Origin of the sequence: uncultured Porticoccus sp., from assembly GCF_913061305.1 — a bacterium.
Classification (GTDB): Bacteria; Pseudomonadota; Gammaproteobacteria; order Pseudomonadales; family Porticoccaceae; genus Porticoccus.
Genome location: NZ_CAJXST010000005.1, coordinates 23,197 through 47,677, shown reverse-complemented (window position 1 = coordinate 47,677; position 24,481 = coordinate 23,197). Strand labels below are relative to the sequence as shown.

21 protein-coding genes and 3 tRNA genes are annotated in these 24,481 nt (G+C 53.2%); 8 read left to right on the top strand and 16 right to left on the bottom strand.

Features of this window, described 5'->3' with window-relative positions; translation table 11 throughout:
* Positions 1–656: 656 nt before the first annotated feature.
* From QZ516_RS07135 to QZ516_RS07120, 4 genes are all read right to left on the bottom strand, one after another.
* A complete protein-coding gene (locus tag QZ516_RS07135; RefSeq protein WP_297187964.1) occupies positions 657–1,490 on the bottom strand; it encodes an EAL domain-containing protein in 834 nt (277 codons plus the stop codon).
* Between the two features lie 914 nt (positions 1,491–2,404).
* Positions 2,405–2,480: transfer RNA gene (locus tag QZ516_RS07130), tRNA-His, on the bottom strand.
* Between the two features lie 37 nt (positions 2,481–2,517).
* A tRNA-Arg gene (locus QZ516_RS07125) sits at positions 2,518–2,594 on the bottom strand.
* A 37-nt stretch (positions 2,595–2,631) separates the two neighbouring features.
* Positions 2,632–2,708: transfer RNA gene (locus QZ516_RS07120), tRNA-Pro, on the bottom strand.
* 165 nt (positions 2,709–2,873) lie between these two features.
* Between QZ516_RS07120 and folD the strand changes: the two genes are divergently transcribed.
* The 3 genes from folD (at position 2,874) to QZ516_RS07105 (ending at position 5,753) form a co-directional block, all read left to right on the top strand.
* Positions 2,874–3,719: a bifunctional methylenetetrahydrofolate dehydrogenase/methenyltetrahydrofolate cyclohydrolase FolD gene (gene folD / locus QZ516_RS07115; RefSeq protein WP_297187962.1), complete on the top strand. Its 846-nt coding sequence runs from the start codon at positions 2,874–2,876 to the stop codon at positions 3,717–3,719.
* Between the two features lie 85 nt (positions 3,720–3,804).
* Positions 3,805–4,545, top strand: a complete 741-nt coding sequence (locus QZ516_RS07110; RefSeq protein ID WP_297187960.1) for a glycerophosphodiester phosphodiesterase family protein — start codon at positions 3,805–3,807, stop codon at positions 4,543–4,545.
* A 2-nt stretch (positions 4,546–4,547) separates the two neighbouring features.
* Positions 4,548–5,753, top strand: a complete 1,206-nt coding sequence (locus QZ516_RS07105; RefSeq protein ID WP_297187958.1) for an FAD-dependent oxidoreductase — start codon at positions 4,548–4,550, stop codon at positions 5,751–5,753.
* 12 nt (positions 5,754–5,765) lie between these two features.
* Here QZ516_RS07105 and QZ516_RS07100 read toward each other — a convergent pair whose 3' ends face one another.
* Entirely contained in the window at positions 5,766–7,196 is a 1,431-nt protein-coding gene (locus tag QZ516_RS07100) for an FGGY family carbohydrate kinase (protein WP_297187957.1), read from the bottom strand.
* 275 nt (positions 7,197–7,471) lie between these two features.
* Here QZ516_RS07100 and QZ516_RS07095 point away from each other — a divergent pair, with 275 nt between their 5' ends.
* Positions 7,472–8,386 (top strand): DMT family transporter, encoded by a 915-nt coding sequence (locus QZ516_RS07095; RefSeq protein ID WP_297187955.1) that lies wholly within the window; start codon positions 7,472–7,474, stop codon positions 8,384–8,386.
* A gap of 481 nt (positions 8,387–8,867) precedes the next feature.
* Here the strand turns inward: QZ516_RS07095 and QZ516_RS07090 are convergent, their stop codons facing one another.
* From QZ516_RS07090 to QZ516_RS07075, 4 genes are all read right to left on the bottom strand, one after another.
* Complete coding sequence (locus QZ516_RS07090) at positions 8,868–9,656, bottom strand: M90 family metallopeptidase (RefSeq protein ID WP_297187953.1); 789 nt, start codon at positions 9,654–9,656, stop codon at positions 8,868–8,870.
* A gap of 490 nt (positions 9,657–10,146) precedes the next feature.
* A complete protein-coding gene (locus QZ516_RS07085) occupies positions 10,147–10,809 on the bottom strand; it encodes a PEP-CTERM sorting domain-containing protein (RefSeq protein ID WP_297187951.1) in 663 nt (220 codons plus the stop codon).
* A gap of 282 nt (positions 10,810–11,091) precedes the next feature.
* Positions 11,092–11,691, bottom strand: a complete 600-nt coding sequence (locus tag QZ516_RS07080) for a hypothetical protein (RefSeq protein ID WP_297187949.1) — start codon at positions 11,689–11,691, stop codon at positions 11,092–11,094.
* 178 nt (positions 11,692–11,869) lie between these two features.
* Positions 11,870–12,154, bottom strand: coding sequence for a hypothetical protein (locus QZ516_RS07075; RefSeq protein ID WP_297187947.1), 285 nt, complete (start codon positions 12,152–12,154; stop codon positions 11,870–11,872).
* 513 nt (positions 12,155–12,667) lie between these two features.
* On the opposite strand from QZ516_RS07075, the gene QZ516_RS07070 reads away from it, so the two are divergent.
* Complete coding sequence (locus QZ516_RS07070; protein ID WP_297187945.1) at positions 12,668–13,174, top strand: PEP-CTERM sorting domain-containing protein; 507 nt, start codon at positions 12,668–12,670, stop codon at positions 13,172–13,174.
* Positions 13,175–13,268: 94 nt separating this feature from the next.
* On the opposite strand, the gene QZ516_RS07065 is transcribed toward QZ516_RS07070, so the two are convergent.
* The 7 genes from QZ516_RS07065 to QZ516_RS07035 all read right to left on the bottom strand — a co-directional run bounded on the left by QZ516_RS07065 (position 13,269) and on the right by QZ516_RS07035 (position 22,015).
* The gene (locus tag QZ516_RS07065) at positions 13,269–13,406 is read right to left on the bottom strand and encodes a hypothetical protein (protein WP_297187943.1); all 138 of its coding nucleotides are present in this window, start codon (positions 13,404–13,406) and stop codon (positions 13,269–13,271) included.
* A gap of 420 nt (positions 13,407–13,826) precedes the next feature.
* Positions 13,827–15,290 (bottom strand): hypothetical protein, encoded by a 1,464-nt coding sequence (locus tag QZ516_RS07060; RefSeq protein ID WP_297187941.1) that lies wholly within the window; start codon positions 15,288–15,290, stop codon positions 13,827–13,829.
* Between the two features lie 282 nt (positions 15,291–15,572).
* The gene (locus QZ516_RS07055; RefSeq protein WP_297187939.1) at positions 15,573–16,829 is read right to left on the bottom strand and encodes a DUF5677 domain-containing protein; all 1,257 of its coding nucleotides are present in this window, start codon (positions 16,827–16,829) and stop codon (positions 15,573–15,575) included.
* Between the two features lie 104 nt (positions 16,830–16,933).
* A complete protein-coding gene (locus QZ516_RS07050) occupies positions 16,934–17,629 on the bottom strand; it encodes a hypothetical protein (RefSeq protein ID WP_297187937.1) in 696 nt (231 codons plus the stop codon).
* 287 nt (positions 17,630–17,916) lie between these two features.
* Complete coding sequence (locus tag QZ516_RS07045) at positions 17,917–18,798, bottom strand: radical SAM protein (RefSeq protein WP_297187935.1); 882 nt, start codon at positions 18,796–18,798, stop codon at positions 17,917–17,919.
* 58 nt (positions 18,799–18,856) lie between these two features.
* Positions 18,857–20,272, bottom strand: a complete 1,416-nt coding sequence (cysS, locus tag QZ516_RS07040) for a cysteine--tRNA ligase (RefSeq protein WP_365333192.1) — start codon at positions 20,270–20,272, stop codon at positions 18,857–18,859.
* A 33-nt stretch (positions 20,273–20,305) separates the two neighbouring features.
* A complete protein-coding gene (locus tag QZ516_RS07035) occupies positions 20,306–22,015 on the bottom strand; it encodes a glutamine--tRNA ligase/YqeY domain fusion protein (protein ID WP_297187933.1) in 1,710 nt (569 codons plus the stop codon).
* A 168-nt stretch (positions 22,016–22,183) separates the two neighbouring features.
* Between QZ516_RS07035 and QZ516_RS07030 the strand changes: the two genes are divergently transcribed.
* From QZ516_RS07030 to QZ516_RS07020, 3 genes are all read left to right on the top strand, one after another.
* Positions 22,184–23,083 carry a DMT family transporter gene (locus tag QZ516_RS07030; RefSeq protein WP_297187931.1) on the top strand — a complete coding sequence of 300 codons (900 nt, stop codon included), beginning with the start codon at positions 22,184–22,186 and terminating at the stop codon, positions 23,081–23,083.
* 111 nt (positions 23,084–23,194) lie between these two features.
* Positions 23,195–23,704, top strand: a complete 510-nt coding sequence (locus QZ516_RS07025; RefSeq protein WP_297187929.1) for a peptidylprolyl isomerase — start codon at positions 23,195–23,197, stop codon at positions 23,702–23,704.
* Between the two features lie 49 nt (positions 23,705–23,753).
* On the top strand, positions 23,754–24,476 hold the full coding sequence (locus QZ516_RS07020; protein ID WP_297187928.1) for a UDP-2,3-diacylglucosamine diphosphatase: 723 nt from the start codon (positions 23,754–23,756) through the stop codon (positions 24,474–24,476).
* Positions 24,477–24,481 lie beyond the last annotated feature (5 nt).

Below are 24,481 nucleotides of genomic sequence, written 5' to 3'. Positions count from 1 at the left end.
GGCGAGCAGGGATGCACAACATGGTTTCATCTCCTCTTCCCGGCAAAACCTATCCCCGGATGCAAACGGATTAAAATTACTCATTTGATTGATTCCACAACCCATAGAGAGGTGCCAGGCTTTCGTACATCCATCTTCTATTAACAGGGTTTTCCCATTGTTCCAGTGAAAAGCCTGAAATATTACCAATGGGCATGCCCACTCGATTGCCACAGCAGTAACAACCCATCAACATCCGAACTTCTTCTTCGTCTGGTTCAATATAAAAATGCCTCCCTCTGCACACCAGACAGTTATTCAGCACATTAGGAGGTTGGTCGGATTTAAATGAAACGCTGATCGCCCTATTCACGCTTTAGTCACCAACATAAAATTTATCAAACCAAAAACAGCAAATTCACAATAAATGACGTAAAGCAGCAGGTCTATTTCTCCTTTAGGCATAACCCGAAAGTCAGCAAGGAATAAGAAGAAAGCATGCATCAACACAGACAGCCCCACTGCAAAGACCATGTATCAAAGCAAGATGAAAGTTGACCAGGCATTAAAAAAGGCGGCCCGAGTGGACCGCCTTCTGGAAGATGAGATGGCTGACGGGGGACCGAACCGGCGATCACGCAACACCATCTTTCCTATATAGAAAACCACAAAAAACCTTATACAGTGTAGGTTTTTTTCGAATAGTAAGAGCCATAAAAAGGCTTTGGCATACCAACCAAAGCACCCTGAATAAAATCGACACCCATTTCCTTCACAACATAAAATTGCTTAAGGTTTTCCACACACTCGGCGACAGTGTCGGCACCAACTTCAGATGCCAGAGCTACTATCGACTTCAAAGCAGCTCTGGCGCGGGAATTGGTTGCCACATGTTTGATAATACTACCGTCGATTTTAATGGTATCAATTGGTAAATTGACCACATAATCAAGCGAGGAAAACCCCTTCCCAAAATCGTCCAGGGCAAAGCTACAACCCAACTCCTTCGCCTGATGTAAAAACGTTGCTGTTTTTTGCAAATCATCTATTTTTGCAGTTTCAGTCAACTCAAAACAAATTCGGTTAGGAGGGAGAACGCCACAGCGCAAAAGACGTAAAATTCGCGCCATGAAATAGGATTTGTTTATGCTGTGGCCGGAGAGATTAAGATGAAGCCTGGAATATTCGTCCGTACAGAAGTACTCAATGATACTAGCGTTCACCACGCCGCTCATCACCAAATGATCCATCAGAACGGATCTTCCCATAAATTCCAAATTTTCAACAAGGCCAGAAACATTCATGGCATCAGAGAAAGAGTTTTCTTCAAAACCAATTAAAATTTCATACGACCGACTTCCCTTTGATCGCTCAGAGACGGGAACTATTGATTGGCATCTGAGGAAAAACTTTCTTTTTCTGAAAAGATTTTTCAGGTCATCAATAAAAAAATCACTACCGTGGAAATCATTTACTAAAATAGCTCTTTGCATCATTCCTAAATACTCCACAGGTAGTACCGGATCCTACTTATCACCTGATAAACACCCGGCATCCGCTTGCCGACAAATAGAGAAGGCGCCTTAGAATCAGCTCGTTCTCCGCCTTCAAGCGGCTCGCATTCCTTCGCCACAGAATCACCCGGTCGCATAGCAAACCACCGTATCTCTCACACTGCACCAGTCAAACCGATCGTTAAGCTACTCCAGTAGTTCAGGGAAAATCCCTCCATTCTCGGGATGGAGATATTCACACTGTTTCCACGCCGGTAACAGCCCATCAATATCACCGTTTCATCTTCATTTGGTTCAAAAAAAGCGCCCTCAACACATCAAGCAATCATTCAGCAGGGTGTCGTTGCCTCAAGAATCCTGGATTTGCAGTATTATCAGACGGATGTACGCCCACCTTTCCAACTATCAAACCTACTGCGGATACTCGGGCTCGCGATGGTTAGATCGGGACTACCCATCCATAGCATGAGCAATCTCGCTAGATCCTAGCATTCAGCGCAACGGGGCCTGAATCCTGAAGCTTCATTATTGCGTATCTAGAGATAGCGTCTACATCTCTTTTGGTAATAGCACGAAGGTTAGTGGGGACATGCTGACCATGCGACCCAGAACCCCACTTGCCCGCAGGCGCTTGACAGGAAATATTCAGGAATCGGCAAACTCGGGTAATGCCCAGGTCCTGGATTTGCCTCTGGCCAGATCGTTTTTTTACAACGGTCACCCCATCGTCTTGCTGCAGACATCAATAACTGGCTGAAAGGACCGAGCCTTCTGGCTGACTTCAGATAGTTGCGATTCCAAAACTCCTTTGCTTTCTGTGCAGGCGTCAGTGGACGTATGGGAACTGAGCCTATTCAGGACGGAGCAAAACCAATGAAAAAGGCGGCCCGAGTGGACCGCCTTCTGAAAGATGGGGTGGCTGACGGGGATCGAACCCGCGACCACAGGAATCACAATCCTGTGCTCTACCAACTGAGCTACAGCCACCATTGTATTACTTGCTGTCTATTGCGCCAGAACTGGATGGCACGCCCGGCAGGATTCGAACCTGCGACCTACGGCTTAGAAGGCCGTTGCTCTATCCAGCTGAGCTACGGGCGCTCAACAAGCAGTTTACAACAGTTTCCGAAGATGAGGGTGGTCGGGGAAGAGGGATTCGAACCCCCGACATCCTGCTCCCAAAGCAGGCGCGCTACCAGACTGCGCTATTCCCCGTTATCACACTGAACCCTCATTTCGAGAGCAGCGCATAATACTGACGCCAACCCGCTTCGTCAATCAAAAAGCCGGATCGGGTGCCATCGGTTATTCGCTTCACAGACAAGAGGCGAAGTGCGAAAATACACGGCTTCCCACCCGGACTCAGGAGTCAAACCCACCATGGCAGCAATCATTCTCGATGGCAAAGCCGTCGCCCAACAGACCGAGGCCGAACTGAGCGAACGGGTAGCGCGACTGAAACAGAAAAGTGCTGGCCAGGCACCGATTCTCGCCACCATTCTGGTGGGCGGCGACCCGGCATCGGCCACCTATGTGAAGATGAAGCAGAATGCCTGCAAACGGGTGGGCATGGAATCCATCGCGGTAGAAATGCCCGATTCCACCACCACCGAACAGCTGCTGGCGAAAATTCAGGAGCTGAATGCCAACCCCAACTGCCATGGCATTTTGTTGCAGCACCCGGTACCGGAACAAGTTGACGAGCGTCTCTGTTTTGACAGCATCGCCCTGGAAAAGGACGTGGACGGTGTCACCTGCCTCGGTTTTGGCCGCATGGCCATGGGTGAGTTCGCCTATGGCTCTGCCACACCCCAGGGCATCATGCGTCTATTGGCCGCCTACGACATCCCCCTGGCAGGCAAACACGCCGTGGTCGTTGGCCGCAGCCCGATCCTCGGCAAACCCATGGCCATGATGCTGCTCAATGCCAATGCCACGGTGACCATCTGCCACTCCCGGACGGAAAATTTACCGGCGATCATCGGTGGTGCCGATCTGGTGGTCGGCGCAGTGGGAAAACCCGAATTCATCAAGGCCGACTGGATCAGGGATGGCGCGGTGGTGGTGGATGCCGGTTACCACCCCGGCGGGGTCGGCGATATTGAACTGGCGCCCCTGCACGATCGTGCCGCCGCCCTGACCCCGGTGCCCGGCGGTGTCGGTCCGATGACCATCAACACACTGATCCTGCAATCCGTCGATGCCGGTGAGAAAAAACTGGGCTGAACAGCCATCATCCACCCCGATAGCGATTGTCGTCACCCCTGCCCTGCTCTAGGATGAAGAGATAGACGCAGGACAGGATATCATCATGATAGCGAAGCGACTGGTCGCCCACCGGGGTTACCCCAGGCACTACCCGGAAAACACCCTGCTCGGCATGAGCAAAGCGATTGAAGCCCGGGCGAAATTTATCGAGACCGACATCCTGTTCAGCGCCGACCAACAGCCGGTGCTTTACCACGATACTCTCATGACCCGTATCAGCGGCGTGGAAAACGCCATTCATCTGTTGACCCTGGATGAACTGCGCCAATACCCGGCCAACGAACCGGGACGGCTGGGCCAGGCATTCGCCAGCGAGCACATCACACCCCTCTCGGCGCTGGTCGGGTTGTTGTCGGAGCATCCCGATGTCACGGCCTTTATCGAACTGAAGCGCACCGGGCTGGAGACTGCCGGCATCGAAAACGCCTACCGCATTGTCACCGGGCTACTTGACCCGGTTATCGGGCAGTGCGTACTGATCAGTTTCAGCGACGAATTTATCCAGTATGCCCACGAACAGCAGTTTCCCCGGCTCGGCGTGGTACTCAAGGACTGGCAGGACCGACAGGGTCCCTGGATCACCGATATCCAACCGGAATTTATTTTCTGCGACACCGACAAGGTGCCGGAAGGGGCCACGCTGGACGAACTGCAAAGCACTGTGGTGGTCTACGAGGTGGAAGACCCCGATCAGGCCATCGACTGGTTCAACCGCGGTGCCGATATGGTGGAAACCTTTGATATCGGCAGCATGATTACCAATCTTGCCCACCGGGCCCTCTGACAGTGGCCGACAACAACCCCAGTGAACCCCATTCAGGCAACCATTTCGATGTGGTGGTGATCGGCGGCGGCATTATGGGCGCCGGGGTGGTACAGGCCACACAGGCCGCTGGCTACAATTGCCTGGTACTGGAAAAAAACAGCTGGGGCTCAGGCACCTCCAGCAAATCCAGCAAACTGATTCACGGCGGTCTGCGCTACCTGCAGAGCTGGGAGTTCTCGCTGGTGCGGGAAAGCCTGCGGGAGCGCACACGCCTGTTATCGCTGGCTCCGCAACTGGTTTATGGCAACTGGTTCTACATCCCCCTTTATGAAGGATCGCGCTTGCGCTCCTGGCAGCTTCGCGCCGGCCTGACGCTCTACCGGCTCCTGTCGGGCTGCCGCACCGATGCCCGGTTTAACGTGGTTCCGCCGACCGAGTGGTCCAAGCTCGCAGGGCTGAAAACAACCGGACTGAAAAAAGTGTATCGCTACCGCGATGCCCAGACCGATGACGCCAAACTCACCAGCGCAGTCATTCAGTCCGCCGCATCGCTGGGGGCCGAGGTTTGCAGCCCGGCCGAGGTCATCGCTGCGGAAAGCACGCCGGAGGGTTATCGTGTCCTGATGAAAACGGTGTCGGATGAAAGAACCGTCCACTGTCGTTTTCTGGTGAATGCCGCTGGCCCATGGGCCAACCAGATCGCCCGGCGGATAACCCCAGCACCCGGTCATCTCGACGTCGATCTCGTGCAGGGAACACACCTGTTGCTGGACAGAAAAATCAGCGATCGCTGTTTTTATCTGGAATCCCCCAGCGATGGCCGCGCCGTGTTTGTATTGCCCTGGTATAACACCACCCTGCTCGGCACTACCGAAACCGGCTTTGACGGCGACCCGGATCAAGTGCTGCCCACAGTGGCAGAGAGAGACTACCTGTTAGGTGTGTTGAAGCATTATTTTCCCGGCTATGATGGTCGGGTTTGCGGCGAAATGGCGGGGCTCCGGGTGCTTCCAAAAGCCGCTGAAGGATTTCACCATCGCAGCCGCGAAGTGGAGTTTGTCGAAAATTCCCACTATCTGGCGATCTATGGCGGCAAACTCACCGGCTACCGCGCCACCGCCGAAAAAGTCCTGGAGCGGATCGAGAAAAAACTGGGGCCGGCCAGTGCCGGACGACGCGGTGACACCCGCCAGTTACCCCTGCCGCCCGCTGAAGAGCAATCCTGACTCCAGGCCCTGTCAGACAGACATTGCCGTCGCGTCCGCCATGGCTTTGAGCCAGTCCGTGTAACGCTGCTTGATAGCCCCATCAGACTGCGGCTTAAACTGCTCAAATGCCGACGGCCAATCTCCCGGCTGACCTGCCAGCAAAAAAGCCGCGCCTCTCGCGGTGCTTTCCGTTTCACCACCGCGCAATACGATCAACCCGGACAGGTCTGCCAGCCGCTGACAGAAGCCGTCGATCATCGACAGACCGCCGCCGACCACTATCTCCACGACAGGATCGCGATCCTCGCGAAGGCAGGTCAGGTTCACCATCAACAAAAACACCACGCTTTCCAATACCGCAACGAGCTTACCCGCCGCCGAACCCTCACCGATAAATCGGCTTTGAAAATCACTCTGCCACCAGGGCGCACCCAACCCGCCAACACCGTTGAGAAACAGCGGCACATTCTGCTCGGTCTGACACCACTCCCCCAGGAAACGCGGGTAATCCTCGACACCCAACTCGGCGCTGATGCTGTCGAGAGCACTGGCCGCGCCATTCACCGTGCCTTCGGCAACAAACAGACGTTGCCGGGCAGACTGATAGACGAGAGTTTTCAGCAGGCCCGCCGGTGCCGGATCATCGGCCGGCCACGGCATGGCGATAAATGCCCCAGTGCCAGCATTGATATAAAGGCGATCGGGCTGCAGCGGGCCAACACCAAAAAAAGCGGCATTCTGATCGCCATTCATCAGCGCCAATGGCACTACTTTGCCACCCAGATCGAGGTCGCCGAAATCCGATTGAGTGAAACAAACCGGAGGCAGCACCCTGCGGGGAATAGCAAACTGGCTCAGCAGGGTTTCATCCCAGTCGCCACGATGAATATTCCACAACAGGGTGCGCTGAGCATTGCCGGGATCGATCGCCACCGAGTGCTCCCGGGTAATGGCAGACAACAGATAGCTTGCCAATGGCCCGCAAAGCAACTGATCGGTAGCCATTGCCTCGCTTACTGCGGGAATGTGATCCAGACACCAGCGCAATTTGCTGGCCCCATAGTGGGCATTGGGGCGCAGACCCGTGAGATCGGCTATGGCTGCCGGGTCGAGCTCGATATCGGCCAGATACGCGGCAGCGCGGGTATCCTGCCAACTGATGACTGGCGACAGCGGCTCACCGGTTTGCCGATGCCAGCACACCAGACTGGAGCGCTGGGTCACCAGCGCAGCGGACTGCAGCCGTTGCAGATCCGGCCCCAGCCTATCGGCAACGTCTTCCAGCAACTCGCGAATGGAATTCACCACGCCCGCGGGCACCTGCTCCACCCGGTTTCCCGCAATAAACCGTGTCGCCACAGCGCACCGAAGCAACAGCGTAGTCGTGCCATTGGCATCAAATACCAGCACCCGGCTGCTTTGACCACCCTGGTCAATGACTAAATAAAGCGAATCATTCATAGGTGTATTACAGATCAGTGGGGCAAGTTTCTCAACAGCGTGATCAAGAATCTCTGGCTACCCCACTTTTTTAAAATCTTCTTAAAGGGATCGGGTGGATTGGCGCTGGCCGGCACTACCGCCCGGTTGAGACCGGCTTATGCCCGGCAACAGCCAGCGTTAATTTGAGTTCACCACCCACTGTACTAGTAAAGAATTAACGCTGTCAGATCGATTCCGATCCTGGGGTTAAGTTGATAGGCTGGCCGACTTGAACATTGAGTGATCGTCAAACCATGCCAAACGCCTCCCAACATCTTGCCCGACCGCTGGCCATTACCATTTTGGTTGCCGGGTCCTTCCTGTTTGCCGCCAATCATGTCGCAGCCCGGGTGGCCTTTGACGACGGTACCGGCGTGTTGCTGGCTATTCTGACGCGCGGCAGCATTGCCTTTCTGATGATGCTGACGCTGGTGCTTGCGCAAAAACACAGGCTCAGCATTCCCACAGGTAAACGGCACTGGCAGTGCTTGCTGGGTATCATGATTGCCGGGCAAAGCCTGTGTCTCTATTCGGCGGTAGCACGCATTCCGGTGGCCGTGGCCCTCTTGCTGGTGAATACCTGGCCCATTCTGTATACCTTGTTGACCTGGCTGTTGGGCGGACGGAAACCCACGCGAAGACTGGCCCTGATCATGACGATCATTCTGATCGGTCTGGTCATGGTGCTGGATCTGGGCACGTGGCTGGCAGACCCCGCCGCAATGGGGCCGGATTGGCTGCCGGGCGTGATACTGGCTGAATCGGCTGCATTGTTCTTTGCTGTTGCCATCTGGATGACCGAGAACCGGCTATCCCAGCTGCCCGGTGCGGTACGCAGTGTGTACACCATGATGACGGTGCTGGTGTTAATGGCCGTCGGTGGCGTGCTGGGCATCGTGCCTGGTGGGTTGAATTTGCCCCAAAGTCAGGCCGGCTGGGTCGGGCTGGCTAGCCTGGCGGCCCTGTATGGTACTGCCTCCACTATATTGTTTGTGCTGGTGCCGCGCCTGAACATGGCCCGCAACGCCCCGGTAATGAATCTGGAACCGGTCGCTTCCCTGCTGCTGGGTTTTCTGATTCTGGGCCAGGCACTGGCGCCGGTTCAGTTGCTGGGCGGCGCTGTAGTGCTGAGTGGCATCGTCTGGTTGAGCCTGATGCGACAGGGATAACGGCCCAATCACACCAGCCCGTAACGCATGCTGATCAGCATAAAACGAAGCTGTTAACTGGTTTTGCGTACGGAGCTTTGCTTTCAAACTGCTGTAATAGAGCCTACAACTTGAACGCCGGCAAACAAACGGCTTATTTATGCAGCCACCACGTCGAGGTAGTATTCGCTGGAGCAGAAGAAAATCACCAAGCCCATATTATTGGGCTGTGCCACCGCCGCATGAAATTCCTGTGCGGCCTGGAGGGCCCCTGCTGCACACGACTGTGCGGTGCGAATTTGCCTGATTCAGGTTGACCCCTTATGACCCCTTAGGTTTGCCGATACTGTACGTCCAGCAAATCAATTCTTATTAGTTACCATGGCATCATCTACATCATCAAGCTCAAGCTTGATACCCAATGCCCGGCACAGCGGAAAGATGGGGGCGCAGAGGAGCAATTTTGGCCGGAAGCCGAAAGGATCGGAAGGGGTTACATGAGCTACATACCAGAGATCGCCAGCGGCACCGGTTGCTGGCGATAAAACTGGCACAACAGCCGATAGACCTCGGGCATCGCTGCCTTCATGGTTTCCGGCGTCTCGAAAAATGCTTCACTGCACACCGCAAAGAATTCCGCCGGACTGGTCAGCGCATAGTCATCAAGGGGCAGTGATCGGTGGTGTTGCCGGTCATTTTGCAATCGATCCCACGCCGCCGTAAAAATATCGTGCCACTCGCCGGGGCGCATGTCGGGATGCATCGGCGGCGCACCATTCGCGCCGTCGCGCAGCATATCGAGTTTGTGGGCCAACTCGTGGATCACCACGTTAGCGGCCTTGCCATGACGCGTATCCGCACCGCTGTCACAGATCGACTGCCACGATAAAATCACCGGACCACGATACCAGGCTTCGCCGCTCAGGCCGGGGCCTCTGTCGTGAACCACGCCATCCTCAGTGCGATGGGGGCGGTTCGGCACAAAATCATCTTCGTAGAGAATCACCGTCTGCCAGCGGTCATACCAGTCCAGGCCGAGATGTAGAACGGGCACACAGGCCATTGTCGCGAGTTTCAGGCACATGGCATCAGTGAACTGGAACTCACCGCCGGGAACGAACGTTTTACGCGCGAGCAAGCGAAAGGTCATATCGCGCAAGGCATCGCGCTCGGACCCCTGATAACGATGCATCACCGGCCAGTCGGCAATAGCGGCCTCCCATTGCGCGGCGGTAAAACCCATCTTTTTAACGCGCCGACTTTCGAGCCAGTTGCGCAATCGCTTAAACATATAACGCACCATACCTAACTAACTGCAGCTAACGTCTTGAACGGTTCAGGAACGACAGAATTGGAACGTCTGAGAAACACGATTTTTCATGCAGACGCTCACTGCGAACAGCTTACGGAAAATTCTGCTTTCTGGCACCGCCAGTTTTCGAAAGAACGACACAGGAATCTATGGAGCGGCCAATGACCAATCCACACACAAAATATCGTCAAGGAAATCAGTGAAGCCGATAAAGAAAGGAACTCAAACCACATGAAACGAATTGCTTTACCACAATAAAACAGGTGGTAAATGCCATGTAAGCTGAACCTATTAAAAAGATATCACATATAAAAATGTGGGCCAGGCCTCCATGAATCAGAGAAGCCTGGGCCACAAATATTTTTAGTCAGATAAGTCTGTCACTCCAGTCACTGGTTCATTAAATCCGAACAGCAACCGAGTCCTGCCCCATTTGACTTTATCCTGTTATCAATGGGGCTACTGGCAATCAGGCCAGAGCACGTCTCCGGCGTTGCAGACCCAGGCCAGCCAGGCCCAGACCAACCAGCAACAGAGTACCGGGGACTGGAATCTGACCGGTAGTCCGGGATGCTGTATAGGCCAGATCGTCCGATGCAATCTCTGACCCGGAAATGGTGATTGACCCAATCGCAACCGTAGACAGCACGCTCACAAACTCCATAGTGCCGTCACCCGGGCCAAAGCCGGTAGCCCTGGAAACGATATCCAGCGATTCCGCGGCAAGACCAAAAAACTCGATAAACTCCGAACCGGCACCAGCAGCACTGAACCAGCCGCTGAATCCGAAAATGCCGCCCAGTCCAGAAAAATCCAGGGTATAGCTACCGAACCCATACCCTACACCAAAGCGTGAACCGGAATTCGGGACAATCGCACTTGAAGACCTGAAGTCAGTCCAATTACCCGCATCAACCGACCGATGATTTACTGACCCATCAACAACACTCACGTCTCCGCCAAACAACGTGGTTAAAATTGTTCGATTGCCAGGGGTGCCTTCGTAGTCTTCAACGGCATCGGGAGTGAACAGCCCGCTGGTAATGGGACTCGCATGAACACTGAAGGCGCTAACCGACATGGCCATTCCCAAGCCCAATCCGAACAGAATTTTTTTGTATTGACCACGCATTATTTAGTACCCCTTCTTTTCGATATATTCATTGTTTGACGATAAATCAATCGTCACTTTTTACATTCAAGTTTAAGGCATAAGCAAAATCCAGGCCAAAATAAAAATATAGCTATAAATCAATCGGTTAATGAAAATCCTTTGATACTGGAATCCCAGTAATGTAAAGGAATCTGACGACCTCAACGCCATGATCCTTTTACCAGCTTTACAACGAAGCCGAAGGCTGGAAGTCAAATACCGCTTTGAATGAAAACTCCCCGTTTAAAGCAGCGTTGGAAGTTATCGGCAATATTTATCTTTACCCTGCCACAAACTCATGCCAATCCTGAATACATTAACAACATCAGCACCCTGTCCGGCATTAGCCCATCTTTTGACCTGGGGATTCACTGCCCTGAGCTCCATGCCGCCTTTGGGTGTTTGGCACCATTGTGCATGGTAGATTTCAGACCTTTTTGGGTGCGTTTCGGTACGGGTCGGGGCACCAAAAATCTTAATCATAAGCGGTAAAAAATCAGATTTCATAAAGCTGAAATCTCGTGTATCACCGCTTTTCAATGAAGCGCTGATATTACAAATAAAGGGGGGATCTATCCCGGCCGACTGTTGATGAGACAGCCACATTTTGAATCCTTGACCGGGAATTTCTACTTCGAACTCCCAATCGTCGATGGTTTTTGTGGGTGTGCTACCCCGAGAAGATTTATTTAAGCCATCCGCAACCAAACTGGGCATGACATGCTTGATGTCATCTGTCTGGCACAACTTGATATACTTTTCGGTCAGATCCAGCACTTCCTTTATGCCGTCAGCTGCGACCGAATGAACAGAAAAGCTCAAGGTAAATAACAAGATAAAGCCTGTAAAAGCTGATTTCATAATGCCTTCTCCTTTTGACATATCAGGTTAAAATTCTCCATTCCCCACCCGATAGTTGCAATTCAAGCACATCCGGATTTTGTACATCGAAGGGTAAAAAACACGGCCGGGAAACAGGATTAAATCATTCCCAGCACCTCGTTAAACCGAACCCCATCAACTTCAGGGCTACGTTTTATTAAAAGTTGATGTCACTGATATTAATCCAGACCTGACCGATAATCACAAGGGCGACGATAACAACCCAGCTACCGTAAACAAGGTTACTACGGCCAATTCTGCCTTGCCGGTGCAGCCTGAATCCGTACAGAATCATCGCCGAAAACATCACCTGAATTCCAAGAATTCCGAGCGCCGAAGCTACCGAGCCAATGTCCGGTTTAAATCCCAGGGCAACTGCCAGAAATCCAACGACACCAAATGTGAACAGCAACCAACTAAAAATTCGCAGAAAATTGAGCATGCGCCCCCCAAAAACCACCTTATTATCACAGTCGCGTTACAGGCAGGAAATAACCTGTTGATGACCAACCTTATGAGCGTTTGCCACTTGGCAGTCAAACTGCTTGATCAGCGCAAGTAGCCAAAGCAAGCAGCCAAAAGTAGTCATAATAGTTTAAACATACCTGAATTATGTTAAGTGATGAAAACAGCTAACGAAAAGTGGTTAATAAATAATTGTTATGCCCCTTTCCATTTGAATTCCCACCTCCCCCTTTAATTTATTCTCAGTTATTACCAATTCTTTCACCTTCTAAAAATTGGCATCACGTGCTTCCCCGGCTTACTGTCAAAATAATTTACAGTCAGTCACCACCAACACCCCTGAATATCCACTAAGCCATTGTAATTAAATCAAATAACAAACATGGCACACTTTATGCCTAATATAAGCCACAAGACTTGGGCAACGTCTGGCAGTGTTTGGACACTACAGCGAAGACCACCTAACTGGCAGTAAAATTTGGAGAACAACATGATTACAAACAAATTCCTGGGGAAGTGCGCAGCCATATGTGCACTGGTATTCAGCAGCTCCCTGTTCGCAGCACCCATTTATGTCGGCAGTTGGGATACTTACAATGCCGATGGCCCGAGCTGGAGTGACTTCACAACGCCAACCTACACTGGCCAGGAAGTTGCCGCACTGCTGTTTGGCGGCAGTTTCAGCAATTACGCGATTTCAACCGTGAGTGCCGATCCCCTGGCCATCAACAACATGGTCTGGCTTGATCAAATCTATATCGGGGTCGACCTGTTCGGCGAAAGCTACCGGGTAGATTCCAACAACAACGGCATCTACGACATTGAGGGTGACACCAGTGCCTGGGTCAGAGACAACGGTCAGGGTGACGGATACATCAACTATGCCTTCCTTATTGAGCAAACTCCCGGCGGCACTGTGCCCGCACCCGGCACCTTGCTGCTGCTGGGCATTGGCCTGGCGGCCCTGAGCCTGAGAGCCCGCTTCGCCGCACGCTGAACAGGAACCACTCGGGTTTCGCCCAGGGAATACCCCTGGGCAGTACAGCTTGCTTCATCTTGAAGTCCGCCCCGCATCGCGGGGCTTTTTTATTCTAATTTCTAATGCAACGCGTCCACTTTTCAGGGAAGTCGGTCAGCAGCCTGCTCAAAACTCGTGATTTTGCACCTTCATTAGAAATACCTTCCCCATTGGCAACCTGCTCTTCGGCTTTATAAAGCTCCTCCAGCATCTCGAGCCGCCCTTACATCCTCTCATATTCCCGGACGTCCACCAGCACAGCAACTCCACGCCCTCTCGTGTTAACGCCATAGGACGGCCGGTTTCATTGATCTGCTTTACAAATATGGAGACACCCGCCCGAAACACAGAAAGCGGGCGGATATCTTTACCTGAGTGAACTCTTGACGTGGGAATTACCTGCGTACATTTAAATGCACTTCTATATTGTGAAGCTGGCAAGGTGGGTCGCAGTGAGTGGTTTATCGGCGTAGCGCGCCGATAAATCGGTACGATGGCATGAGCTCTACGCCAATCAAAATGGATGCCGGGCCCTTTGTTAAACTGTACTCAACAGGTTGAGAAAACCATGTTTTGAAGTTTAACCAGGACCCGGGGTATTGCGCGAGGGTAGAACCCCCTGCGTCGGCGGCTACTTCAAAAGACGAGCTCGACTGGCCCAGATCCCGGCAAGCCCAAGGAGGAAAAGGGGCAGTATCGCGGGTGTTGGCACTGGAGTCGCAAACCGGCTTGCGAGTTCTTCGGTGGAGAAAGGGCCATCAGAAGAAAAGGTCCATGTGGCAAAGTTTATGAATTGCCCTGAGAGCACCTCGTTGTTCAGGATTGCAAGGGAGAGACTGATCAGATCGTCCGTGATCTTGAATGAGAGGATGTCGGACAGCAGGTAGTCGTTCAAAAAAACGCTGTTGTTGCCTGCGCCGCCGTCGAAGATGCCGTTAATCAGCAGGCCCGAGGTCAGCCCCTCTACAGTTAGCAGATCGTCGCCCGCACCAAAGATCACATCGCCGAAGATCTTGCTGTCGCCCGACACCAGCAGACTGCTATCGCCCTGTTCGGGGGCAAGCTGGATGGCGGTGCCGGATCGGCCACGCAGGGTGCCGCTGTTCTCGATGGTGATCTCGGAGGTGCTGGCCTCATCCGTGCCGATGGCGCGGACGCCTTCGATATAGCCTTCGTTGATGATGGTCAGTGGGCCTGCGGGGCGGACATCGCCCTGCGTAGGCTCAAATAATGTATCCACGTCGATGCCGCTGCCGCCATCCATTGAGTCACTCGCAGATCCGGTGGAGACAATCACGCCGGTGGCATGGTTGTGCACCCGCCCCTCGTCGACGTCGATCCCGTCATCGGTACCGAGAATCACGCCGTGGTTATCCGCCGTTCCGCTGGCGAACTGCACACCGTCCTCGTCGTCGGTCGCAATCGAGCCGTCTATAGACCAGCTGCGATTCGTCGCATCCCACTCCAGCCCGCGGATGGCAATGGTGCCACGGTTCTCAATGGTGAAGTTCTCTCGCGCTTCGACCACTTCCTCGCCGCCCCTCAGCGTGCCGTGGTTAATCACAGTGCCACCCGGTCCGCGGCTCTGGATGGCGCGGCCCTCGGTGCTTTCGATCAGGCCGTAATTGGTGATGTTAGCGTTTTCCAGTTCATCGCCATTGTCCAATCGCACGGCCTGATTGCGCGCGAAGATTTCACCACTTTCCCGGTTGATCAGGGTGAAATTGTCAGCATCGTCCTGAAGGCGGATACCCCGGTCCCCGCCACGGATAGTGCCGGAATTGTCAACCGTCAGGTTCAAACCCGTGCCCCGGATCGCGTCATCGTCGCCGCTTTCGATCAGGCCCTGATTGTCGACCGACTGATCCGACCCGCCCAATTGCACCGGGCGTCCTTCCGTACGGACAATCTGCGCATCGCTTTCGACGGTCACCGACAGATTGTTTCGGTCGTCGTCAATATTGCCACTGTCTACCGCGGTACAGGTCAGCGTCGGGGAATCGACAGTGCCGCCTTCAATACATTGTTCCGCCATTGCTGGCACGCTGGACCAGGCCAGTGCTGCAGCGAGCACCAATTTATGGGTATTTTTCACGTATGCCTCCAAGACTGATCATTAACATCAGGACTGATGCTAGAGGTCTATCGTGACAACCCGATGAATCTTGTATGACAGAGGTGTCGGCCGCGACGCACCAGAAACCAGGCAACGCGATGACTACGAGAAAAAATCAACCAGCAATCAATATTCAATGACCAGAGCTTTGTATGACTCTTCCATCGCGTCAAAAAGTATTTTGGCATACCGCCACCTCCTGAGTTATCAGAAGGTATCCATCAAAACGGGGGAACTACATGGTCCACGTGCTGCAACTTGTTATACGCTAGCTGCAGGTGATATTTCCATTTCAACAGCAATAAATGCATCCTCTACTTTACGACCATATTTGGCAATCGCTTTGCTAACCACAATAGAATCAATATTTGCTCCATGGGTAAGCATTGTTGTAGTAATAATATTCAAAGAGATAACTGCTGATTGGGCAGGCCTTGTCAGACCAATGTCGCTGGGACCGGAAAGAACAATATCTTCCTCGGGAAATAGGCCGAGACTTTGCAGAACGCCTGTCGGATTGCCATGAACATTTGCACTTGCAGCTTTGTAATAGGGGCGATGGTGATCAAGAGCAATGGAAGATTCTATGTCTCGAAAAGTTGGTTTTTTTAAGGATAGTGCATCTGCCGCCCACCCATAGTCATGCCTATAGCTTTGCCCATACAGTTCAAGTAGTTTTAGGTAATCTTTCCGCATACGCTCCATTTCTTCTAGGGAAATTGGCTCAGCACCTAAACGAGTGTAGTAGTCATTATATTGGACTGCTGCTTTGTATGTGTCTATTGCTTCATGGCTGATGTAACGCTCAGCAACTTCTTCTCCATGCTCGGAAATAAATACGCTGATTACTGAAAGCTCATGAAGCGTTCTCCATCGTGCCTGCGCTCCATCTGGAAATCCATTTCTTAACAACGTCAATATCTCTTTCGCTACTTGAACAGATTTTGCATGGATTCTTACCAAAAGATCTTTGATAAGGTCATTCTTTAAGTACTCATCAGTTCTCGTAGCATATCCCTGCGCTGATTCGTCAGCGATAACAATCAGACCTTGCATCAAACCTAAGGGCTCGCCCCAAATTGATTCGACGTTATTGGCAAATACATGATAAATCGCATCTTGGTCATCTAGCATGTCATCCATACGATCTTCAAGTGTCTGTAGAATTGACTCAGCCATACTGTCGGTAACGCTATCTACCAGACCTTGCATAGTCTCATCTATATTACTTGAAAATTTTTCAACCTTACTCGAAAGACCTGCAACGACCTCCCTCAGCTTTGGTTCAAGTTCGTCTTCAGACGAGAACCCAGCTTCATGAAGTTGTTCGTCGCTAAAATCAAAGTTTAAAGTACCCGAATCGATTTTAGAGAATTGATCTTCTAAATCCGTTCTCTGCGAATCAGTAATAAAAATACCGATACCTTCAAGCCCATTTTCTAGAATGCGAACGCCTAGCTTGTTTGGGCGAAACTGCTCTTCTGTCTGCTTATCAAATAATTCTTGGAGACCAAACATTGAGATTTCTCATAAACTTATTGCGTATAACGCTTTACATCAGCCGACCGCAAAAGCAGAGCGAAGCGGCGCATTTGTGGGTCGGCTGGATGTGATTGTTAGAATCATTTGCTTGCGCCTGCCACCCATTTGTATGTTTTGAATGCTAACCACACAGTCAAAATTGGCAGTATTACATTTGCAAAAAACATATCTTCATCCCAATCATTGAGATAGATTCCTAATATTTCCCAATCATCGGCGGTTCTGAAAACCACCCAGACAAACCAAGCAAGAGAAGCAGCAATAAATATTCTTGAATTTTTTGAAAGTGATGAAATCCGTTGCTTAAATGTAAAATTCTTTTTTGGAAGTTTATTTAAAACAGCCTCAAATTTCTTTTTTTCTTCAGCCCAGTCATGATTCTTTTTAGTCGTGATTTCATTATCTGTTGCTAATAACCGATCGAAAACATCCATAACTTCCGTCGGTGGTTTGACCTCCTTAAATGAGTAACCGGATTCTTTGTACTGCTTTTCATAGAAATCGAATGCCTCTTGAAGTTTGAATGACGGTGCAAGACCTATTGCCAAATAAGCTTTCCATCCCTTACCGATTTTCTCTTCCTCTACGGGCGTGATATTGCCACCTCGACAATCAAGCCATTTTTCTATTACTTGCCAATCTTCTAATTGCCCAGCCGAAGCATCCCCACCCAAAGCTGTTTTTCGAAGTATATGGATGAAGAAAACGCCAGAATCTACGAGGAAATCAGAATTCCCACCTAAGGTGATCGTATTTGTATCTTTATCGAATGCCATTTCTGTTCCTTATTTGATTCTAACAGTACGTTAATGATGGCTTTGCCAACATAATAATTATTAGAGTGTATTCCTTATAATTCGTAGCACTCAAAACAAACCCCTTTAACTTTTTGAATAACAAGCTGTTATTTTTCACATTGGAATAAATATTTTATTAAAGTGGACAAGCCCTCTTTAATTCTGCTGCCACTCTGGATGGGAGGTGCGACAGAATCCATGAATGAGGCTGGCATGGCGAAATATGCTTTTCCTGAATCCATTGCTTCGTTTATGCCGGTTCGCAATTACAACCCTCTCTGCCACTCCTCTCTCAGCGGAATCACGCCGGGCCGCTGGATAGCGGTGCGCACCTGCTGCAACAACTGCGCTTTATCGCGGTTGAGGGTGCCTTTCAGGACCAGGTAGTTGGAGGCGTGGTCGCTGCGGAATACGGTGCGCTCCAGTTCCAGGGTATCCAGCAGAATTTCCATTTCCCCAAACAGTTGCCGCTGGGTCAGCGGTTGGAATTCGCCACCAAACCCCTCTTGAAAACGCGCTTCACCCATTGGGAAGCTCACCACCAGGGTGGAGAGAAATTCCGGTTGGGCCTGGTTCATTAATTTCGCGGAGTTGATGGCGTGCTGCTCGGAATATTGCTGGCCGCCGAGGCCGTTGAGGATCATCACCGAGCTTTTCATATCCGCTTGTTTGATCTTGTGTAGCGCGTCCAGTGACGAGGCGTAGGTTTCGCCCTTATCAATTTTTTCCAATACCAAATCGTCGCCAGATTCACAGCCCACGTACATCAGGCTGAGGCCGAGCTGTTGCAGCTCCGCCAGTTCATCCACGGATTTGTTTTTCAGGTTGCGGGGCAGACAGTACGAGGAAATGCGCTGCACATCCGGAAAATGTTGGCGGATAGCCAGCAGAAGCTCCCTGAGGCGGCGAAAGGACAAAGTCATGGCGTCGCCGTCGGCCAGAAATACCCGGCGCACGGGGTAGCCGCTGCTGGCCACCTGTTGCAGTTCCTGTTCAATCTCCGACTGGGGTTTGACGCTGAATTTTTTCTGCGGGGCGGTGTACATCTCGCAGAAGGTGCAGCGATTCCAGGAACAGCCGTTGGTGACCTGCAGAATCAGCGAGCGGGCCTCGCTGGGGGGACGAAAAAGGGGTTCTACGTAGTTCATCAGCCTATCTTACCCTCTTGCGGGAAAGTTAGCTTTTAACTGAACCCCTTTAGGATATTTACTCCCTTCTCCATGTGGTGCCTTCTCTGGAGTCTTCGAGAACGACACCCTGCGCCGCCAGGTCATCGCGAATCTGGTCGGCGCGGGCAAAGTCGCGATTTTTCTTGGCAGCGACGCGCTCGGCAATCAGTGTTTCGATTTGTTCGGCGTCCGGGCCATCGCTGGCGATCCCCTGCAGGAAGGTTTTGGGTTCCACCGTGAAGATACCGAACACACCGCCCAGCGCTTTTAACTCGGCAGCCAATTTCGCCGCCTGCGCCGGGTCGGTTTTGGCACAGGTGTTCATGTCCCGCACCAGGTCATACATGGCGGCCAGTGCATCGCGGGTGTTGAAGTCGTCATCCATGGATTCGACAAAACGACAGTAGTAGTCGCTGGCTTCCAGCGTAGCGAGTTGCGCCGGAGCTACCCCGGTAAAGGGAAGCAACGCGGTGTAGAAACGGTCGAGGCCACCCTTGGCCTCAATCAGATTCTCTTCGGAATAGTTGATGGGGCTGCGGTAGTGGCTGGACAGCAGGAAGTAGCGCACCACTTCCGGATGGTATTTTTTCAGCACTTCGCGGATGGTGAAGAAGTTGTTCAGTGACTTGGACATTTTCTCGTTGTCCACTCGCACCGCACCGGCGTGCATCCAGTAATGCACGTATTTTTTACCGGTGGCGGCTTCGCTCTGGGCAATTTCGTTTTCGTGGTGGGGAAACGGCAGATCCGGCCCACCACCGTGGATGTCGAAGGTGTCACCCAGACAACAGGTGGACATGGCAGAGCACTCGATATGCCAGCCGGGACGACCGGGTCCCCAGGGAGACTGCCAGCTCACTTCGCCGGGTTTGGCGCTTTTCCAGAGGGCAAAATCACGGGGGTCTTCCTTGGCTTCGTCCACCTCGACGCGGGCACCGGCCAGCAGGTCTTCGGGGTTGCGACCACTGAGTTTGCCGTAGTCGGCAAACCGGCTGACCCGGTAGTAGACATCGCCATTGTCGGCGGCGTAGGCGTAATGGTTGTCCACCAGAATCTGCACCATGGCGAGGATATCGTCCATGTAGGCAGTGGCGCGGGGTTCCAGGTCGGGCCGCAGCACGCCGAGGGCATCCTCGTCCCCGTGCATGGCGTCGATCATGCGGTCGGTGAGCGCCGTATAGGGTTCGCCGTTGTCGTTGGCACGGTTGAGAATCTTGTCGTCGATGTCGGTAATATTGCGCACGTAGGTGACGTCCCAGCCCCGGGTTCTCAGGTAGCGGGTGATCACGTCAAACGCCACCAGTACCCGGGCGTGACCGATGTGGCAGTAGTCGTAAACGGTGATACCGCAGACGTACATGCGAATCTTGCCCGCCTCGATGGGTTTGAAGACTTCTTTCTGCCGAGTCAGGGTGTTGTATAGAGTCAGTGCCATGGTATTCAGTTCTTTCATTAATTGGGACCATTTGCCCGGCCCGCGGTGAATTCAACTTCCTCTAGCTTCAACTTGCAGTGGTTCTAGCGACATGACAGCCCACGCAGATTTCAGGCCAATGGTGCGGTTGAACACAAGCTTGTCAGCGCTGCTGTAGTGGCTGTCGAGACAGAAATAACCTTCCCGCTCGAACTGGTAGTTATCCCCTGCAACGGCCTCTGCAAGACCGATTTCGCCCTTGCAACCGGACAATACCGTCAGCGATGCCGGGTTGATGAAGTCGAGGAAGTTGCGATCGCCCGCGTCCGGCGCCGGATCGCTGAACAGCCGGTCATAGAGCCGCACTTCACAGTCCACGCACTCCGTCGCGGATACCCAGTGAACCACACCGCGGGGACGAATGCCCTCGGGCGGGTCTTCGCCGTGAGTGCCGGGAATCATTTCTGCCAGAATCTCGACGATCTCGCCACGGTCATCCTTCACCACTTCGTTGGCCTGAATGACACAGGCACCGCGCAGCCGCACCCACTCGCCGGGCACCAACCGCTTGAATTTCTTGCGGGACAGACTGCTGTCTTCGTTGAAGTCCTCGCGGTCGATATAGATTTCCCGGGTAAAGGGCAATTGGCGCTCGCCGAGGTCATCGCGATTGGGGTGACCGGCCACAGTACGCATGTCCACCTCGCCCTCGGGCACATTGGTGAGGGTCACTTTCAGAGGACGCAGAACGCACATGGCTCGCGGAGCGTTATCGTTGAGATCGTCGCGGATAAAGTGCTCGAACTGGGCCATGTCCACCACGCCGTCGGTTTTGGCCACCGCCAGACTGTCACAGAAATTGCGAATTGCCCGGGGGGTTACGCCGCGACGGCGCAGACCGGAGAGTGTCGGCATGCGCGGATCATTCCAGCCGCTGACATGGCCCTCGTCCACCAGCTGTTTGAGCTTGCGTTTGCTGGTAATGCTGTAATTAAGATTGAGCCGGCCGAACTCGAACTGGCGCGGCTTTGACGGCACTGGCAGGTTGTCGATAAACCACTCGTACAGCGGTCGGTTGGCAGCGAATTCCAGTGTGCAGATGGAGTGGGTCACCCCCTCGATCGCATCTTCCTGGCCGTGGGCGAAATCGTAGGAGGGATAGATGTTCCAGGTGTCGCCAGTGCGGTGATGGGACCTTTTCTTGATCCGGTACAACACCGGGTCGCGCAGGTTGATATTGGGCGACGCCATGTCAATTTTGGCCCGCAGGGTCATGTGGCCCTCGTCAATGGCACCGGCCTTCATCTGTTCCAGCAGCACCAGATTGTCTTCAACGGAACGATCCCGCCAGGGGCTGTTTTTGCCCGGCTCGGTAAGGGTGCCACGGTATTCGCGCATCTGCTCGCCATTCAGCTCGCAGACAAAGGCCTTGCCCTCCCGAATCAGGTACTGGGCCCACAGGTACAACTGCTCGAAATAATCGGAGGCGTAGCGCACCTCGCCAGCCCACTGGAAACCGAGCCAGCGCACGTCTTCGATAATCGCCTTGACGTACTCGTCCTCTTCCTTTTCCGGATTGGTATCGTCAAAACGCAGGTTACACGCGCCACCGAACTGCTCGGCCAAACCAAAGTTGAGGCAGATGGACTTGGCGTGCCCAAGGTGCAGATAACCGTTGGGTTCTGGTGGGAAACGGGTCACCACGCTGGTCACCGAGCCATCGGCCAGCTCCCGGGAGATCAACTGCTGAATAAAATTGAGCGGTTTATTATCGTCTGCCATACTGCAGCCCCGCCGGGCCATCCTCCGCAAAAAAGAGCCGGATTATAGCCTCCGGGGAAGCCTGTATAAACAACTGATCGCCAACCGCCCGGGATTCTTCTGCTTCCGCCCTGCATGAATCCTCTGTAAAACACCAGAATCGAGCCGCGAGTTAATCCTATTCCCGCCATGCACCCCAATCTCCGAGCCATTCTCTACCTGCAGCTCTGCCTGGTGTTTTTCCTGGTGGGCGACTCGGTGGCGAAGCGCCTGCTGGAGACAATCCCCCTCGGCCAGATGATCTGCCTGCGTACCGCCGCTTCACTGCTGGTGCTGACGGTGTTTATTCTGGCCACCGGCCGCCTGCGAACCCTGCGTGTCAGCAAACCCGTGCACCAACTGTTGCGCAGCCTGTTCTTTACCGTGATCAGCCTCGGCTACTATGTGGCGATCAAGCATTTTCCGATCAGTGCAGTGAGTGCCGCTACTGCGGGTGCACCGATCCTGATCTCGGCCATATCGCCACTGATTCTCAAGGAGCGGGCCAATGCCATTCAGTGGCTGGCCACCATCACCGGTTTTATCGGAGTCTGTCTGGTGCTGAAGCCGGATGTCAGCAATTCCGGCTGGCACTATCTGGCGCTGACGGTCCTGCCCCTCGCTTTTGCCATCATGATTCTCTGGTCGCGCTATCTGTCCCGCACCGAATCGGACTGGTCGATGAACTATTACATCTATATCCCGCTTTTGCTGGCGGCATTTTTCTGGCAGCAGGAGGCCTGGATCGCCCTGGACAACAAAACGCTGATGATGGTTCTGGTCTCCGGCAGCGGCGGTGCATTCGGTTTTATCATGATGGTGGCGGCCTACCGGGTGGGCAAGCCGGTGATCGTGGCACCGTTTCAGTACACGGCCATCATCATGGCGCTCGGCGTGGACATGATCTTCTGGCAGTTTTACCCCAATCTGGGCCTGTGGATCGGGATCGGCCTGATCCTGCTGTGCGCTGGAATACAGGGCTGGCAGGCACGCATTGAGGAGCCGGCGATCACCCCGCACCTGCGCCCGGAGGATACCCACACCCCCTGAACTTGCTGTGAAGCCCGGGCATCGCCGCCAACCCGCTGCAAAGCAGTTTAAATTCAACCCTGAAAAACGTAATATACGCACCTCTTTTGACAGTCACAGGATCCACTACAGATGATTACACTGCACACAAATTACGGCGATGTCAGCCTTGAGCTGGACTTCGAAAAAGCACCGGTTTCCTCCGCTAATTTTTTGCAGTACTGCCGCGACGGTTTCTATGAAGGAACTGTCTTCCATCGCGTCATTGACGGATTCATGATTCAGGGCGGCGGCATGACCGCCGATATGCAGAGCAAACCCACCCGCGATTCCATTCAGAATGAGGCCGATAACGGCCTGGCCAATGAGACTGGCACCCTGGCGATGGCGCGGACCAATGACCCCCATTCCGCCAGCTCGCAGTTTTTCATCAACGTCGCCGATAACACCTTCCTCAACCACAGTGGCAAGAATCCCCAGGGTTGGGGCTATGCGGTATTTGCCCGGGTCACCGATGGCATGGATGTGGTCAACAAAATCAAGGGTGTACCCACTGGCCGTCACGGCATGCATCAGGATGTACCCAAGGATCCGGTAGAAATCCAGAAGGTCACCGTCAGCGATGCCTATGCGGATAAATGATGCCTATGCGGATAAATAAGGCCGCTCCCGGCCACGGCAGGTGGTGCTGATGACCACACTGCTGATTTCCGATCTGCACCTCTCCCCAGAACGCCCGGCGGTAACCCGGGCGTTTTTTGCTTTTCTGGAAAACCAGACCGACGACGTCGAGGCACTGTATATCCTCGGCGATCTGTTTGAGGCCTGGATCGGGGATGACGACCCCGCACCATTGGCCCGCCAGGTAATTGCCGCGCTGAAAAAACTGTCCGATAGCGGTGTCAGTCTGTTCTTTACCCACGGCAATCGCGATTTCATGATCGGCAAACAATTCGCCCGGGAAAGCGGAGCCACCCTGCTGCCCGACCACCATCTCGCGGAGCTGGGCGGCCAGCGCGTGCTGCTTCTGCATGGCGATACTCTGTGTACCGGCGATGCCGACTATCAGAAATTTCGCCGCAGGTACCGCCATCCGCTGGTGAAATTTCTGTTGCGCCACCTGCCCCTGAAAAAACGCCAGAAGATGGCGGTGGAATGGCGACAGAAGAGTATGCGGGCCAACGCCAACAAGTCGGACAATATCATGGATGTGTCGGAGGAGGCGGTGGCACAACTGATGGCAGAGTATCAGGTGAAACTGATGATTCACGGCCACACCCACCGTCCCTATCACCACTATATGGCCTACGGCGAGCGGCTGGTACTAGGTGACTGGCATCAACGGGGCTGGTATATCCGCATCGAAAGCGAGCACGCACCGGAACTGGTTTCTTTCCCCATCGAAGAAAGCTGAACCGG